19 protein-coding genes and 1 tRNA gene are annotated in these 16,496 nt (G+C 41.0%); 11 read left to right on the top strand and 9 right to left on the bottom strand.

What is annotated here, in order from left to right:
• Nucleotides 1-7 precede the first annotated feature (7 nt).
• The 7 genes from V7K40_RS19870 to V7K40_RS19840 form a co-directional block, all read right to left on the bottom strand.
• Nucleotides 8-268 carry a hypothetical protein gene (locus V7K40_RS19870; RefSeq protein WP_334962662.1) on the bottom strand — a complete coding sequence of 87 codons (261 nt, stop codon included), beginning with the start codon at nt 266-268 and terminating at the stop codon, nt 8-10.
• On the bottom strand, nt 265-465 hold the full coding sequence (locus V7K40_RS19865) for a hypothetical protein (protein WP_334962660.1): 201 nt from the start codon (nt 463-465) through the stop codon (nt 265-267). The genes V7K40_RS19870 and V7K40_RS19865 overlap by 4 nt, the downstream gene beginning before the upstream one ends.
• A 42-nt stretch (nt 466-507) precedes the next feature.
• Entirely contained in the window at nt 508-1,155 is a 648-nt protein-coding gene (locus V7K40_RS19860) for a hypothetical protein (protein ID WP_334962658.1), read from the bottom strand.
• Between the two features lie 145 nt (nt 1,156-1,300).
• Nucleotides 1,301-1,771: a DUF29 domain-containing protein gene (locus V7K40_RS19855; protein WP_334962656.1), complete on the bottom strand. Its 471-nt coding sequence runs from the start codon at nt 1,769-1,771 to the stop codon at nt 1,301-1,303.
• Between the two features lie 24 nt (nt 1,772-1,795).
• The gene (locus V7K40_RS19850; protein WP_334962654.1) at nt 1,796-2,044 is read right to left on the bottom strand and encodes a UPF0175 family protein; all 249 of its coding nucleotides are present in this window, start codon (nt 2,042-2,044) and stop codon (nt 1,796-1,798) included.
• A 101-nt stretch (nt 2,045-2,145) separates the two neighbouring features.
• Complete coding sequence (locus tag V7K40_RS19845; protein ID WP_334962652.1) at nt 2,146-3,429, bottom strand: bifunctional oligoribonuclease/PAP phosphatase NrnA; 1,284 nt, start codon at nt 3,427-3,429, stop codon at nt 2,146-2,148.
• 642 nt (nt 3,430-4,071) lie between these two features.
• Entirely contained in the window at nt 4,072-4,569 is a 498-nt protein-coding gene (locus V7K40_RS19840) for an HNH endonuclease (protein ID WP_273763553.1), read from the bottom strand.
• Between the two features lie 249 nt (nt 4,570-4,818).
• Between V7K40_RS19840 and alr the strand changes: the two genes are divergently transcribed.
• The gene (gene alr / locus V7K40_RS19835) at nt 4,819-6,006 is read left to right on the top strand and encodes an alanine racemase (protein ID WP_334962650.1); all 1,188 of its coding nucleotides are present in this window, start codon (nt 4,819-4,821) and stop codon (nt 6,004-6,006) included.
• A gap of 89 nt (nt 6,007-6,095) precedes the next feature.
• Nucleotides 6,096-6,177 (top strand) — tRNA-Leu (locus tag V7K40_RS19830).
• A 348-nt stretch (nt 6,178-6,525) separates the two neighbouring features.
• Here the strand turns inward: V7K40_RS19830 and V7K40_RS19825 are convergent.
• Nucleotides 6,526-8,373 (bottom strand): SUMF1/EgtB/PvdO family nonheme iron enzyme, encoded by a 1,848-nt coding sequence (locus V7K40_RS19825; protein ID WP_334962647.1) that lies wholly within the window; start codon nt 8,371-8,373, stop codon nt 6,526-6,528.
• 119 nt (nt 8,374-8,492) lie between these two features.
• Here V7K40_RS19825 and V7K40_RS19820 point away from each other — a divergent pair, with 119 nt between their 5' ends.
• The 4 genes from V7K40_RS19820 to V7K40_RS19805 all read left to right on the top strand — a co-directional run bounded on the left by V7K40_RS19820 (nt 8,493) and on the right by V7K40_RS19805 (nt 9,948).
• Nucleotides 8,493-8,621 carry a hypothetical protein gene (locus V7K40_RS19820; protein ID WP_334962645.1) on the top strand — a complete coding sequence of 43 codons (129 nt, stop codon included), beginning with the start codon at nt 8,493-8,495 and terminating at the stop codon, nt 8,619-8,621.
• 112 nt (nt 8,622-8,733) lie between these two features.
• Complete coding sequence (locus V7K40_RS19815) at nt 8,734-9,150, top strand: hypothetical protein (protein WP_334962643.1); 417 nt, start codon at nt 8,734-8,736, stop codon at nt 9,148-9,150.
• A 13-nt stretch (nt 9,151-9,163) separates the two neighbouring features.
• A complete protein-coding gene (locus V7K40_RS19810) occupies nt 9,164-9,415 on the top strand; it encodes a hypothetical protein (RefSeq protein WP_334962641.1) in 252 nt (83 codons plus the stop codon).
• Nucleotides 9,416-9,474: 59 nt separating this feature from the next.
• The gene (locus tag V7K40_RS19805; protein ID WP_334962639.1) at nt 9,475-9,948 is read left to right on the top strand and encodes a hypothetical protein; all 474 of its coding nucleotides are present in this window, start codon (nt 9,475-9,477) and stop codon (nt 9,946-9,948) included.
• 81 nt (nt 9,949-10,029) lie between these two features.
• On the opposite strand, the gene V7K40_RS19800 is transcribed toward V7K40_RS19805, so the two are convergent.
• Nucleotides 10,030-10,713, bottom strand: a complete 684-nt coding sequence (locus V7K40_RS19800) for an HAD family hydrolase (RefSeq protein WP_334962637.1) — start codon at nt 10,711-10,713, stop codon at nt 10,030-10,032.
• A gap of 46 nt (nt 10,714-10,759) precedes the next feature.
• On the opposite strand from V7K40_RS19800, the gene V7K40_RS19795 reads away from it, so the two are divergent.
• The 5 genes from V7K40_RS19795 to V7K40_RS19775 all read left to right on the top strand — a co-directional run bounded on the left by V7K40_RS19795 (nt 10,760) and on the right by V7K40_RS19775 (nt 16,456).
• Nucleotides 10,760-10,885 (top strand): hypothetical protein, encoded by a 126-nt coding sequence (locus V7K40_RS19795; RefSeq protein ID WP_334962635.1) that lies wholly within the window; start codon nt 10,760-10,762, stop codon nt 10,883-10,885.
• 527 nt (nt 10,886-11,412) lie between these two features.
• On the top strand, nt 11,413-12,477 hold the full coding sequence (locus V7K40_RS19790; RefSeq protein ID WP_334962633.1) for a response regulator: 1,065 nt from the start codon (nt 11,413-11,415) through the stop codon (nt 12,475-12,477).
• 209 nt (nt 12,478-12,686) lie between these two features.
• Nucleotides 12,687-13,064: a response regulator gene (locus tag V7K40_RS19785; protein ID WP_273763535.1), complete on the top strand. Its 378-nt coding sequence runs from the start codon at nt 12,687-12,689 to the stop codon at nt 13,062-13,064.
• A gap of 4 nt (nt 13,065-13,068) precedes the next feature.
• Nucleotides 13,069-13,566 (top strand): chemotaxis protein CheW, encoded by a 498-nt coding sequence (locus V7K40_RS19780; protein WP_334962631.1) that lies wholly within the window; start codon nt 13,069-13,071, stop codon nt 13,564-13,566.
• Between the two features lie 61 nt (nt 13,567-13,627).
• A complete protein-coding gene (locus tag V7K40_RS19775) occupies nt 13,628-16,456 on the top strand; it encodes a methyl-accepting chemotaxis protein (protein ID WP_334962629.1) in 2,829 nt (942 codons plus the stop codon).
• Nucleotides 16,457-16,496 lie beyond the last annotated feature (40 nt).

Here is a 16,496-nt window from a genome sequence, read left to right as displayed (position 1 = left end):
TAGAACGCTATCCACCACTTAGCAATCTGTCATACTCTGGATGTGATCCAATCCAAAACCATACAAAATTATCATCTTCTTTTACAGCAAGCGCCCGATAATATATACCAATACGTACTGACCAAAACGGATCGACTTTTTTGAAATGCAATGATGAATGTTTGGGATCTTCCCAAAGAAACTCGTAACATCGATTAGCAAGCTCTTGGATATCAATTGGTAACTGGCGATAGTAATACCAAAAATCTGGGGTTGCTCGATGTTTCACAGATCAGTACAACGCCCTTCTCGGAGATGTTTGAGTGCTTTCTCTGCCAATACATCTAACCGACCAGCAGCCACATCTTTTTCAATCTGTTTATCCCAAGCTGCTGCATCGAATTCAGCAAACCAGGTACGAAAAGCAGCCAGATCCTCTGGTGAAAGTTGACTAATAGCGAGTTCTACTTCCTTTAGGGTACTCATAATCTAGGTAAATCAAGCTTGTCATTCTTCAATTTAAATATACTATGAATAGAATTGTTTATTTACTTTCAAAATTTCTAATCCAACGTCAATTCTATTACGACACCACTTTGCATTTTCTTGAGGCCAGTTTAGATCCTCAACAAGATATTGCTCGATTAACTCAGTATTTATATTTTTTTTACAACGTGAAGTAGCACAAATAAAAAAATCTAGCCGTTCAATATCGTTGGTATGATAACTTAAGGGAAATCGGCTCAAGTATCTTTCAAAATATTCTCTTGCTTTTAGAGATGTAATGATTTCATGTAATCCAATATCTTCGTTTGATAGTTTGATAGAAATTATATTATAACTAGCAAGACTAATAAAATCCTTAAAATCTTTTTTAAATCGTCTTAATAAAATATTGTATTCTAACATTTGTATATGACCGTACTGTGAATTAAAAATATTTACAATTGAATAAAATTTATCTTTTCTCTTAGTAATAAGAAATGATGGTTTGTGGTGGTTTTCATCTAAAAAGAGGATACAGGAAGGCTTACTCGTTTCCTTTATATGCTCTTCTGATTGTTTTTGGAGATAATTCCAGTTATTAAAATGTTGAGTAAATTTTTTGAAAATCTCAATAATTTCGTCATCAGTAACTTTTTTGAATTTTAAGTTTAGTTCTTGATAAGTCTTCATTTATTTAGTCTAAAAATACCTAAATTAATTAATAGTAATTTATAGATAATATCTACGTCAAACTATTAAATCTCTAACCTGAGACAATGAGCGTTTTGCACGATGCAATTTTTCAGCGATCGCTCACAAGAAGATAAGATTACGATTATTCCTCAGCGTTAGGATAAAAGTCTAAGTCTAAAATATCATCGACAGAAAAGGGACAGGCGATCGCAAAGTTATCCTCTGATAAACCTGTTTCCACCATTGCCTCTCGCCGCGCTCTTTGATAGGTAGTATTAATCCACTCGGCATCATTTAAAAAACGCTGCAAGCTAGGACTTTCTTGCAGCAATTCATCCAGATTCAGTCGCTCACGGGTAATGGTCACTTGCCAACTGCGGCTACGCCGTTCGGGTTGATACTTCCACTTCAACAAATGTGATAAGACTAACCGCAATGCGCTCTGCAAGGCACGCTGTTGACTCTTACCCAAGTCCACCACTTCCTCAATTAAGTGTTCTAAATCCAGCGTGTCCCACTGGTGCGATTGCAAAAGCTCTGCTGTCTGCTCTACCCAAGCACAAAAATCTTGCTCATACAAAGTTTGTAACATTTGCAGTTCTATCATCTTCATCGCATTTTTCCTTCACAAATAACATTAGGCACGAACTAAATCTTCAATCAGTTCAGCCTCCTTGAGTTTGAAGGTGCTGATGTCATATATTGCTAGTTGTGAAAGGAATAAAACTTTGGGAATACTTGCTAAGTTAGCTGCTCCTGAAGAGAGTTTGCCAACTTCATATAACTTCATAGCAGCAGCGAGAAGAACTTCACTTTCTAGCTGTTCTGGTTTTACATTGATAGCCAATACAGTTTTTTCTGGAATAGTCAAAGTGAGTTGGTACATGATAATATCTACGCTGCTTTGTTTAGGATTAGAATAACGCGCTCATATAACCAAACACTTTGACTTCAGCATGAGTTAGGAGTTCGCCTTATCCTCTTCCTCTACTCCGACTGAATCGGGTTGTCTCTAGGATTAACCAATCTCAGCAATTTTTGCTTAATTTGAGCGTCGAATACTTCCCATTTCATTTTTGCATAGGCGGAATTTTCGTTACTGCCAGATAAGAAGCCCATTGGAATTTCAAAGCCGCCTGCGCTTGTCCTTCCACCGCCAAAAAACCGCCCGGCGCTATCTTGTCCAAAGGCTTCTTTGATGAATTCATCAGGGTCAAGGGTAAGTTTGGTGGTTCTCAGGGAGCCGATGACTATTTCTAGTTCTTCGTCTTCATCGTGAACAATGCCATAAACTACGGCGGTATGGACGTTTTCTTCAGTGACGAGAAAATCAGCCGCTTGGGGGATGGCATCGCGGTCATCATAGCGTAAGTAACCAACACCAGCAATGGAAAAGTTATTTTGAACAATGCGGTTTTTGAGCGATCGCTCGATCACATCCATTACTGGCTTAGAACGGTTCGCCTGTAAAATGGCATTCAGTAGTTGGGCGTCATAAAATCGGCTTAAATATGCAGCTGCCATAAAATCTTCTTCTTGCGCTTGCATTAGCCGATTTGTATCTGATCGCAAGCCGTGCATCAAAGCAGTAGCACATTTGACGTGTTGATTTATGCTGCTATCTAATGCCAATAATCCCGTTTGCAGGTATTGAGTAAAAATTGTTGCCGTCGCTCTTACATAGGGACGGATATCTTCAAACTCTGATTGGAGATCACCCTGTATACTGTGATGGTCGATGAGGACTACTAGGGGAATTCCAGCCTGCTGCACCGCTGACAGTAGCTGTGAAGTGGTTCCCTGGTTATCAATTAATACAAAACCTTGATAAGATGACAAATCTTTGGTTTTCAAGGTTTGCGGCGTCCAGCGTTGGATAGGTAAATTAGTCAGCCTCACCAAGGCAATATTTTCTTGATGGCTCAATGCGCCAGCATAAATGATTTCACATTTGATATCATATTGCTGGGCAATTAACTGGTAAGCCCAGGCACAGGAAAGGGCATCAGGGTCAGGAAAATCTTGCAGAATTATCAGTTGGCGATCGTGTCGGTGTGCCAGAAAGGTTTTTTGCAGTTCTTCTGACTTTTGTTGTGCCAGAGAATTACCACGGTGACTGAGATATATAGCTCCTTCACCTACCGGTGGCGGTAATGACGGACTCTTAAATGCAACTTCCACTGGCGCTTTCTCGATTTCAGGTTCCTCTGGGTTTGGCTCTGTGGTCAATGACAAACTCTCTAAATGAGTAACAGGAGAATTCAAGTACATAGGGAACTTTTTTAAAGTGTGAGGCTCCTTTAATTCAGAAATACTACGAGCAGCAATTCACTGAATTTAGCCACTTTCTTATGATCTTCGCAAAAATATCAACACATTGCACTATACATCTAAGTATATTTTTTATCCGTAACAGCGCTCAAGAATCAACTAAATTCCACTAGAGGGTGTATAAGCGCTGGAAACAAGGAAGTTTAGGATATCGGGCTGTATCTGGCAGCATATAATCTGTTTTAAGAGCTTTTTTTCTCTTCCATAAATTTAATAAGCGAAATTTTTATCTGGCTTAGGGTATACTTCCTATCTTATACTTTCAGGCTAGTCTTTGATATTTGAAATATTCTTATGCTCAATACTCTCATTATTGTGACTATTGAGCAATTAACAATTATTTTTAATGAACAGCGCTAGCAACCTACTAGGTCGGCTGCTGTCTTTATTGCCTAGATTTATGCAGATTACTGCGTTGGTTTCTGCCAAAAAACGTGCATTACAATGCCTGGACAAACCTGAGCCAACAGACAATTTGTTAAAGCAAATGTGTCCAACACAATTTTAGCCAGACTCTAAAAATAATCACAAACGCCAACCTGTGACTATTTCTTTATGCTTTTAGGATTAGGTTACGTTATGTCAAAGACCTATAACATACTTTTGCCACTCTGTGTGTAGCCCACTCTTAAGATGTTTGCTGACCTCGAAATAGAGGCTGCTATAAGGTTGGCGGGGAGGATGACGCAAAGGCATATGAGCTTCGTGGGGAGTGCGACTGCCTTTTTTGACATTGCAACGGACACAAGCGGTCACAATGTTTTCCCAGGTATCGCCCCCGCCGCGCGATCGCGGTATTACATGGTCTAGGGTCAACTCATCCCCTGTGTAACCACAGTATTGACAGCCATGACCGTCACGGTGCAATATATTTCGGCGAGTCAGAGGAATTTCTTTATAAGGAACGCGTACATAATGACGCAACCGGATCACGGTCGGCAACGGGAAATCCGAATAAAGGAATTTACCGTTGTGTTCCACGCGTTCTGCTTTGCCCTTGATTAACAGAACCGCAGCACGACGCCAACTCGTTATATTGAGAGGTTCGTAAGATGCGTTTAAGACTAAAACCTTCCCCATTTATCTGCGCTCAGGGTATTAGCTTTACATAAATATTAACACAAATACACCCTGCTAGGGAGATGAGAATAAATTATACTTTCGGGAGAATTCGGAAATTAAGTTATGAGTTGAGAGTTAGTAATGCAACATCTTGTATGAATTCCAATATCAAGGGTAAACTTCCTATTTAATCTGATATCGCTTTTAAGAGCGTGTATAGATAGATAACTTGGAAGTTTAGCCGTGGTGGAATAGGAGTCAGTACAAATGTTAAGTCGCAAACAAATCCCTAGTGTAGTTTCTAATCAGCAGTGCGACACCTACGCGTGGTTTTCGCAACGAGCCTGGGTAGAAATTGATTTAGGGGCATTGTCGTACAATATACAGCAATTAGTGCAGTTTTTATCACCCTGTACCCAGTTGATGGCAGTAGTAAAAGCTGATGCTTATGGACATGGAGCGGTAACAGTCGCCCAAACTGCAATCCAATCGGGAGCTAGTTGGCTAGGAGTCGCTACAGTTCCAGAAGCTATTCAATTGCGAGAAGGCGGAATTCAAGCGCCCATTTTGATTTTAGGGGCAACTCATACACCAGAGCAGATTCATGCGATCGCCCACTGGAAACTTCAGCCGACACTCTGTAGCCCTAAACAAGCTTTGGTATTTTCCGATATCCTAGAATCCATCAATTATGGTTCTCCTATCCCAGTACACATCAAGTTAGACACGGGAATGTCCAGGTTAGGAACTAATTGGCAGCAAGCTGGTGAATTTGTGCAATTAGTGCAGCGCTTACCACATCTATCTATTGCCAGTATTTATTCCCATCTGGCAACAGCAGATGATCCTGATACTACGGCAATGGAAGAACAGCATAAACGATTTGAGCAAGCGATCGCTCAAATCAAAGCAATGGGAATTGAACCACCTTGCTTGCACTTGGCAAACTCAGCGGCTGCACTTACAAATCCGGCATTGCACTACGACATTGTGCGAGTAGGTTTAGCGGTTTACGGACTCTACCCAGCAATCCATTTACAAAATGCGATCGACCTCAAGCCCGTTTTGGAACTTAAAGCACGAGTCACCCAAGTTAAAACAATTGCCGCAGGAACCGCTGTCAGCTACGGACATCAATTTATTGCCCCGCGTGAACTTCGCCTCGCTGTCGTGGGAATTGGCTATGCTGACGGTGTTCCTCGCGGTCTTTCCAACAAAATGCAGGCGTTAATTCGCGGTCAGCGAGTGTCGCAAATTGGGACAATTACAATGGATCAGTTGATGCTGGATGTGAGTGCTATACCCAATATCCAAGAAGGAGAAGTAGTCACCTTACTAGGGGAACAGGGAAAAGAACAAATTTCAGCAGACGATTGGGCAGAAGAATTAAACACTATTTCGTGGGAAATTCTCTGTGGGTTCAAGCATCGTCTGCCTCGTGTTGCAGTCATGTAATTAGATATGGGGCATTGGAAATTAATTTCTCCTTGTCCCCCATTTTCCCTTTCCAGAAATAATTTCTTATGGTATTATAGTAAGCTGATGCGGATATGGCGAAATTGGCAGACGCGCTAGATTTAGGTTCTAGTTCCGAAAGGAGTGAAGGTTCAAGTCCTTTTATCCGCATTTGTAAGTTTGCGATCGCTTAGTGATTGGGTAAACGCTGGTTTGCTTTCAGAATCTGCTGCGTTACACCACGCCAATACACCCTAAATATTTGAGATAAATTTAAGATTAATAGGACTTAGGCAATCGTGACGAAAAACCAAGCCTTTGCGATTACTTCACTTCTCTACGAGAGGCTGCGCCAACGCTCGTAATGACGTAAAATCGTAATCCGTGCGTAAGTCCTGATTAATTTTCTCTATAATTCAGCCTTTGATTTTCAAAAAAAATTAGATCGTTACGCTTGGCTACCCTCAAAAAGGGTAAAGAAAATAAGAGCAAAGGGCAAAAGAGCTAAAGTGTAAAGGGCTAAAGAGTCCTCCCAACCGCGCAGACAACACGAAAACCAAAATTGTTGTCGATACTGCCGCGCTCCGCCCTACCGAGGCTGTAGCGGGACGCGGAACGGCAGTAGTGAGGATAGTAGATCCAGGAACCGCCCCGCAGAATATAATACTGATTATGATTATTTATCCATGCACTTGCATCTTGTGGCGCTCCTTTATAGCTGTTATGCCAACTGTCTTCACACCACTCCCAGACATTCCCGTGCATATCGTATAACCCAAAGGCGTTGGGTGGAAAACTTCCTACTTTTATTGTTTCTCCACGATTTTTCCCTCTTGGTGCAGAAGCGTAAGTAAAACTTCCATTGTAGTTAGCTAACTCAGTCGTTATCGTCTCGCCAAAATGAAAGGGTGTATTTGTTCCTGCACGACAGGCATATTCCCATTCAGCTTCACTAGGTAGACGATATTGCTTGTTTGTATATTTCGAGAGGCGATCGCAAAACTCAACTGCATCGTTCCAAGATACTTGCTCTACTGGTCGTTTATCTCCTTTGAAAAAAGATGGGTCAGCTTTCAGGTCACAGTTAAGTTTGGGTAGTGCTGCTACTCTTTTCCATTGCGCTTGGGTAACTGAGTATTTACCCATCAAGAATGATTGAACTGTCACTTCATGCTGAGGTTTTTCGTCATTACTTCCTTCCCCGGATGGTGAACCCATCATGAATGTGCCACTGGGAATCGCAATCATTTCCAAGCTGACACCATTTCCTAAGTCTTCGGTGAAATATTGGGCTTTACTGGACTCTCGTTTCACCTCTTGAGCACTTGCATTTACCTTCACCACCTCAAACTGAAAAACCTGTAGTTCAGCTTGATGTGCTGTAGGTGCTGGCTCAGAAACTACTGATCTATCTCCCCTTGGTAAAGTAATAACTTCAGGATTTTTTGGAGGTACAGAAGACTCTCCAAGTCGCTGGGGAATTCTAGAAAATGCTTCAATTGCTTGCATATCGGAACCCCTAGCAGCCACATTCACCCGAATCCATAACTGTCTGGCTAATTCCCACTCTCCTTTGACTTCCGCTTGATAAGCGTCAATTTTCATCGTGGCAATATCATGGAGAGTGGCATAATCGGGCAACAAAATTAAGTGTAATTTAGTGGCTGGTTCAGCGATCGCATAGGGATGTTGTGGAGTTTTCTGGTGCGTTTGATTGATTGTGGGTACTCTTGATTGTAAATATCTGTCCAATCTTTCTACTGTGGCACAGTTTCCTGCACCTGCTATCTTCAACCCTTCTAACAACGCCTGGGTAAATGAGCCGTGTTGCAACTGCTCAATTTCATAAGACCTTTGACTGGGACTGCAAGAGTAAAAGGTGACTACTCCCTGATGTTCTTCACCAATACCCTCTCCTCGCCTGCTTCCATCATCGCGGCAGGCATCTAAAAACAACACTACATTATCTGCTCCACTACGGCGCAATCTTTGGGTAACATAATCAACAGGGATTGCCGTATGTTCTACATCCCCTGGATCGCTATCTATCAGCATAAGATAGTCACGTTCAGTTGAGCGACAACCGTGACCAGCAAAGAAAAACCAGAGATTATCCCCTGGTGCCAATAGTGGATTTTCAAAGTTTGCCCGTAAAAACCGCCGCAAGTTACCGTAAGTAGGCTGAGTGGGAATGGGTGGAGAAGTGGGAATTGCAATTGAATCCTCTGTAAACAGAAACACTCTGTCAAAGCGCACTTCCTTTTCAAACCAATCGCGCATAGCTTCGGCATCAAGTTTGGCGTAGTTTAGGTGCTGAAGATTGTTGTACTGGTTAATGCCGATCGCGATCGCCCAATTTTTAGCCATTTCTGCGTTGGTGTTGACTAATCTGTTCTTCCCGATTGCAAGTTTACGTGTTACTACTGAATAATAGTAATGCACTGTCATGCAGTTAATAGTCTAAAACTAAAAAATAATTGTCTGCCATGACCAAACCCCAAATTGTCGTCAGAATTCCCCCGTATCTTTTAGAAAAGCTTAACAACTACGCTCAACAGACTGGCACATCTAAAGCCGAGGTAGTAGTTGGCGCTTTGGCGCACTATTTAGGATGAGTTGAAAATTTCCCATTAAACCAAAGAGTTGCCGAACTGGAAGCCAGAACGGCGGTGCTAGAAGCTTTGGTAAAAGCTAGTTAAATCAAGAATTATTTCAATAATAAAATTTATGTCAGCAGAAAATTCCACCCCAAAAGCCATCTGGATTATTACCGAAGAAACGGCTGAAACATCAAATACCACCAATGAAACATTCAGAAATATTGGATCAAGAAGCAGTGGAGATAGAGGAGGACGACTCGGAGTTGAAACCACTGAAGAAATAGTTGTGAGTCGAAAAAAAGACGAAATAGTAATTACTAGACACAAAGTAGAGGTAACTAAACTCAAGCAAGAAATGAAGGGGTTTCTGGAAGCAATGCGGGAAATGCTTGATGAAGCTGACCAACCAGATTCTAAGATGCAGCTTAATGAGGTGGAACTCTCAGTAGAAGTTAATGGCGAAGGACAAATCAGTTTGTTCGGGATTGGTGGTGGTAAAGCCGGGGGAAAAGGAGCGATGACTTTTAAATTCAAGCGGAAATAATTGGGACTTGAATATGGGTAGGAATTGGGCGATTGTTGTTGGGATTAATCACTATGAGAATCTGCGTAGGCGTAGCCCGCCGCAGGCATCGCTAAACTTTGCCAAGCGAGATGCTTCTGTGATGGCAACTTGGTTTCAACAAGAAGCCAAGTTTAATCAAGTTTTCCTCTTCACTGATGATTCTCCCGCAATTGCAGCCAATTCACCAATTCCCAATCAGGAGAAAAGTGTCGAGACAAAAGTGAAAGACCACAACACGCAGTAGCGAATTCTATTCGCCTAATACTTTTCTTGAGTCTTGCTAGGCATACTAGGGTATAACCCATGTCAGGACAGGTTTCGACCGTTATAACTTTTCAAAAATCAAATATAAATCTTAGTATTAGTGACAAAAGTAACTATTTAAAGATGACTTTGTATACAGGCGTATACCTGATTATTCCGAGTAAATTGAGAATGTACAAATCAAATAATGCAAAGCAGATTAAAGGATATATGAACCACTTTAAATCTATTCTTCTTGGAGGCTTATTAGCAGCTGCTTCAATTGCTGCTCTTTCTCAAAATGCTAATGCTGCTGAATTTAAATCTGAGTATGATCATTTGAATCGTAATACTGTAGCTTTTAATAATAGTAAACTCAAACTCCAACATGAACGTCAAGTTCGTGAACAACGCGCTCGTGAATTACGTGAACGTCAAGCTCGTGAACAACGCGCTCGTGAATTGCGTGAACGTCAAGCTCGTGAACAACGCGCTCGTGAATTGCGTGAACGTCAAGCGAGACTTCATCACTAAGAAAAGAAATTTTAACTTACTCATATTACGTTAGGAGAGTAGCAATACTCTCCTTTTTTTATTTATATAAACCTGCTCAAATTAATGCCCGAATTCAGCTAAATCTGAGGTGATGAGTTTTTCAATTAGTTCTATAACACCATCCCCCCGACTACCATTAGTCACAAAATCTACGCGCTCTTTGAGCGCCGGCAAAGCATTAGCAACTGCTACTGAACAACCACAAACACTCAGGAAATCATGGTCATTTTCTGCATCGCCAATCCCGATTACATTTTCAGGTGATAACTGCATCTCATCCAAGGCGGCGGCTAACCCTGTGGCTTTATTAATTCCTGACGGTAGCACCATCACCGCACCTTTATTCAATATGACTTGTAATTCTAATCCCATCTGGCGGATAGTTTCTAAAACTATGGTTTCTTGGGGATGCCAAGTGGCAACAATTACACGACCAACTGACAGGGGCTTGACTTGGCGATCGCGCAATGCGTTAATAAATTCTGCTGATGGTTGCGAACCTAATAGTTTCTCCTGACGGGTAGCTGGTGAGTATAGCAAAGCGCCGTTTTCTGCTAATACATAATCAAATAAATATACATCTCTAAAAATTTGCAGCAATTCATCTAGCTGTCTACCTGTCACCAAAATAAGTTTGTAACCAGAACTCCGCAGACGTGAAAGTGCTGCCAAAGTATTTTCATTTACATGATTGTCAGTTGCTAGTGTACCGTCGTAGTCAGTGGCCAATACAGAATAACGCATAAAGCCAGTAAATAAAGACGCGAAGCATTCAGCAATTGTACATCTAATGTCTAATCTAGAGATATGGCGATGTCTACGACGGCCTATTTGGCGTCGCACTCACACAACATCCACAGTAGGAATAAACTGGCGATCGCGCAAGTTTTTTGGACAACTAGAACAATTCACCTAGAGACGCCGGTTAACTTCACGCCTTTTTCTGATACTGTCATTAGCCCTTCTGAATTATGTTTTCTTTTTGTTAAAAAAACCAGTATTATTGCTGTGGTCAAATTGAAGTTACTCCATACAAAGTGGCTTCATCTAGCCCTTAGCTAGTTAATGACTAGATTTTACTTAAGTGTAAATACATAAGTTCAAATGTACTGCCGTCAATAAAATCGGTATTATTCCTGTGGTCAGATAGGGGTTACTCAATGGAAAGTGGCTTCATATACTCTTGACATTTTTATGTCTTATTCTCCAAAGATGTCTGTAAATCTCGGTAACAGGAAGTAAATTAATAATAATTTACGAATTTACTGAGATTTGATCATTTGAAAATAACGCTGTTGTTGTTGAGTTTCACCACAATCCCTAAATATAAACTGATGTACTTTAAAATACAAATGTCTGATCCTTTTTACTTAATTGCAATTGTGGAATAACTCTGCACAAATTTAGCTTACACCTATCGAATTTAGCTGAAGTAAAAGTAAAATGAGCACAACTCCTATAGGTAGCTACAGGTTATTCCAGAAACTACATCCGCTATCTCTGTTGGCACAATTAACCAGTCGGCGTGCTACAGGCTGCTTAAATATATTTACTGAAATAGTTTCTTGGTCAATCTATCTAGAGGACGGGAAACTTACTTATGCCTCCTATTCAGATAAACTATTTGAGCGCCTTGACAGTCACTTGCGACGCTTGAGCCAGCAAATTCCTGCTCTCAACAGCGCTACTCGCGTGCAGATGCGGCTAATGTTTGAGACGAAGAATGAACATCAATCAATACCAAATGCGGATTACCAAGCTATTTGTTGGTTAGTAAATCAGGACTATATCACCTCTGTGCAAGCAGCAAGGCTGATAGACGAATTGGCAAAAGAAGTACTGGAATCATTTCTATGCTTAAAAGAAGGTAGCTATGAATTCAGTCCTGAAAGCTCTTTGGATGAACTACCAAAGTTCTGTTGCCTGGATTTGCGGTTACTTGTTGAACACTGTCAAAAGCAGTTACGAAATCGGCAAAATATCCAGTCATCAATTCCGGCTGGTAGAGGTTCCCAAGTTTTGTCTAAAATACAACCGTCCCAAGTTCAGTCACAACTGCAAATAAAACTTGGGCAAAAATTGCCGATACAAATCAATTTTGATATTCCTGAGGATAAAACTACTCAGCTACCTGTTGGCAAAAAACTATATACAATTGCCTGTATCGATGATAGTCAAACAGTTTTGAATTCCATCAAACACTTTTTGGATGAAAACACCTTTTCAGTTGTGATGATCAACGATCCGGTAAAAGCTTTAATGCAAATTCTCCGGAGTAAGCCCGATCTGATTTTGCTAGATGTTGAGATGCCAAGTTTAGATGGCTACGAGCTATGTTCTTTATTACGGAAACATTCAGCTTTTAAAAATACACCGATCATTATGGTGACTGGTAGAACAGGATTTATCGACAGGGCAAAGGCTAAGTTAGTCAGATCATCAGGATATTTGACTAAGCCTTTTACACAATCAGAATTACTAAAAATGGTTTTTAAGCATCTTGGTTAATTTAGTAGTCAGAATTCCGGAGTCAGAAGAAATGAGATAACCAGCAAAGACATTTCAAGACTTGAGAGTTTGGCAGAAGGCACATCAATTTATTTTATTCTTATATCGATTTTCTAAAATTGGCATGTTCATTCTGAATTATGATTCCTGACTCCTGAATTCTTATACCAGATTTAATCGCCTTAAGTTACTTTTTAGGAGATTTAATAGTGAGCCTGACTTTACTTGGCACAATTCTGATTGTAGAAGATTCTCCCAGCGAATTGGAATTAATGAGCCATTATCTTAAAGAGAGTGGTTACAACGTAATTAAAGCTTCTGGTGCAAAAGAAGCTTTAGAAAAAGCTGTGTTAGAAAAACCAGATGCGATTGTTACTGATGTAGTGATGCCCGAAATGAGTGGATTTGAATTGTGTCGTTCTCTAAGAAGAAATCCGATTACTGCAAAAGTGCCGATTGTAATTTGTAGTTCCAAAAATCAAGAAATTGACCGTTTGTGGGCAATGAAACAAGGTGCAGATGCCTATATAACTAAACCTTACACCCGCGAACATCTCCTACGTACTATTAAATCAGTGGTAATTTGAATCAATGACTAGTACAAACATTACACTTCTTTCAAAACCAATCCAAAATAATTTAGTAGATGGTTATCTAAAGTTTCAGCTAAATCAACAGACTACTGCTGTTTTATCAATGAAACATACGCAAGAAGCAATCATTGTGCCTATTGAATCTATCACCTCAATGCCGAATATGCCCTCCTGCATATTAGGATTAATGAATTGGCGGAGTCGGATAATTTGGGTAGTTGATTTGCCAAGAATGCTCAATTTAGAATCTCTAGATTATCGACTGCGACAGTACAATGCGCTCATTATTCGGGTGGAGTCATTGGTGTTGGGCTTAGTTGTGCAAGAAATAAAAGGTACAACTAAGTTCGCAGCTGATGCTATTCATTCTCCTATAGGACAAGTGGCATCCAGTTTAGTTCCTTATTTATGTGGGTGCGTTGTGCAACAGGAAGAAATATTACTGGTATTAGATGCACAGGCGATTGTGCAGTCTTCTATTCTCCGCAGTGATTAGGGTGTATTACTAAAAAAAGATTTTTAGTGTTCTTATTCACGTACTTAGGAGAACTACTTTTATGTTTAATAAAACCAACACGAATCAAGGTAGTGGCGCTCAAAATCGAGCATCGCTGATTTCATCCCAAAAAATCACTGGTACTGTAGTAAAGCTACCAAGTAAGCTAACTACTGAAAGGGCTAATAATTCTTCCCTAAATCAGGCTATTGCCTCTTTTACAAGGCTGGAATTGATTAAGAAAGCGACTATTTTGGCGATCGCAATCGGTACAATACCAGTATTAGGCATAGGCGCGATCGCTTTTAGCTTTGCCAACAAGTCGATTACTAAGCAAATTACTCAATCTCAACAAGCCGAAGCCACTGGTTTAAGTGATAAAGTTAACCGTTTTATGTTGGGACGCTACGGTGATATTCAGGTAATATCAAGTTTGCCTTTTTTAACTAATTCCCAAGCTAGTGCCGATATCACCACTCAAGAAAAACAAGCAGTCCTAGATCGTGTTGTCGAAGCCTACAAAGGTTATGACAGTATTGCTGTCTTTGATCGCCAAGGTAACTTGATTGTGCAATCCACAGGCGAACCCCTGGAAAACCAAAAAGACCGTACCTATTTTCAAGACGCTTTAGAAAAAGATACTCCTATAATCAGCAAACCTGAAGCAGCAAAAAATACAGGGAAAGTAAGTATTTATATAACTGCACCTGTGAAACAGACAAGGACGGGCCAAACTATTGGCGTGGTACAAGCACGTTTGCCCGTAAAATCTTTAGAGGAAGTCATCAAAAATTACGTAGCCAATGGACAACAATACTATTTGCTCGATGCTTCGGGAACAGTTTTCTTGAGTCCACAAGAAAAATTATTGGGGAAACAGGCAAAGAGAGAGTATTCTAATTTAGCTAAACTCCTTGCAGCCAAAAAAGTAGATAGTTTTATAGAAGTTCCCAAAACTCACAAAAAACAAGAACTAGTCAGCTACGTACCAGCCAGTAAGTTAGACGGCTTGCCAGATTTAAACTGGCAAGTACTTTTATCCACAGATACAGCAATTTTATTTGAGCCGCAAAGACAATTGTTGTGGATTATAGCCATTGGTACAGCACTGACAGCATTGATTGTGGCTGCTTTCGCATCTCGGTTAGCTAAATTTACTACACAGCCAATTATCAATGCGACTGCGGCATTAGCAAAGCTTGGTCAAGGTAAATTCAACACCCGTCTGGAAATTGAAAGAGAAGACGAATTAGGGGTATTGAGTGCAAATATCAACCAGATGGCTGAACAATTGCAGGTCTTAGTTAAGGAACAAGAACTGGATGTTGAGGGCGTAAAATTATTAGCAGATATTACCCGACAAATTCGGAGAATTCTCAAAACCGAAGATATTTATCACGCAGCAGTAAAAGAAGTTCAGCGATCGCTAAAAACAGACCGGGTAATTATTTATAGTCTGAATCCAGATACTTGGGATGGCATCGTCGTTGCGGAATCGGTAACTGGTAATTGGCCGGAAATGATCGGAGTGCAAATCGACGACCCCTATTTTCGGGAACGTTATCTAGAAACTTATCATGATAGCCGGGTGCAAGCAGTTGCTAACATTCACCAAGACCAAAGCTTGAAAAATGCCAATGGTTACATTCAACTGTTGGAAAAATTTGCTGTCAAAGGTCATTTGATTGTACCGATTCTTGCCCAAGAGCAACTTTTCGGCTTATTAATTGCTCATCATTGCGAAACTCCTCGTGTTTGGCAACAGCCGGAAATTGACTTGTTTCAACAGATAGCAACTCAAATTGGCTATGCCTTGGAACAAGCCAAGTTGTTAGAGGAGATAGAACAAGCTAAGAATGTTGCAGTAATCGGTTCTGATGACGAACGGCATCAAAAAGAAATATTGCAACAGCAACTTTTAGAACTGCTCAACGACGTAGAAAGTGCAGCCAGAGGCGACTTGACAGTGCGTGCAGACGTGACCTCTGGGGAAATAGGCACTGTTGCCGACTTTTTCAACTCCATTGTGGAAAGCCTCCGGGATATCGTTACCCAAGTTCAACAGGCTGCTATCTACGTGAATAGTGCTATTGGCTCTAACGAAGGAGCCATCCGCCACTTAGCAGAGGAAGCACTCACCCAAGCTGCCGAAATCAACCGCACCCTCGATGCTGTTGACGAAATGACCCAATCCATGCAGTCCGTAGCTGAAAGCGCCGAAAAAGCTGCTTTCATTGCCAATCACGCCGCCCACACCGCCACTCAGAGTGGACACGCAATGGATTTGACAGTACAAAACATCCTCTCTTTGCGGGAAACTGTGGGTGAAACTGCTAAAAAAGTGAAACGCCTTGGAGAATCTTCTCAACAAATTTCTCGCGTGGTGTCCTTGATTAACCAAATTGCCATCCAAACCAACTTGCTTGCCATCAACGCCGGTATTGAAGCAGCGCGTGCAGGTGAAGAAGGTCAAGGTTTTGCCGTAGTTGCTGAAGAAGTCGGCGAATTAGCAGTCAGGAGTGCCGCAGCAACCCAAGAAATTGAACAAATTGTTGAAAATATCCAACGAGAAACCAGTGAAGTGGTGCAGGCGATGGACATAGGAACCACCCAAGTGGTAGAAGGGACTCGAATCGTGGAGTCAGCTAAACAAAGTCTGAGTCAAATTTTGGATGTATCGCATCAAATTGACTCCTTAGTGCAGTCAATTTCCACTGCAACTGCATCTCAGGTAGAAACATCGCAAAGTGTCACCCAATTGATGAAAGATATTGCTGCTGTATCACAACGCACCAGCGATTCTTCTCGCCAAGTTTCCGAATCTCTGCAACAAACTGTGGAGATTTCCCAGCAATTGCAAGAGACTGTCGAGACTTTTAAAGTTAGTTAGTGGTCATCTGTCAGTTGTTTGGTTTTCACTACTTACTACT

It is taken from the genome of Nostoc sp. (genome assembly GCF_036917195.1).
Classification (GTDB): Bacteria; Cyanobacteriota; Cyanobacteriia; order Cyanobacteriales; family Nostocaceae; genus Nostoc.
This window is presented reverse-complemented; position numbering and strand designations above follow the sequence as displayed.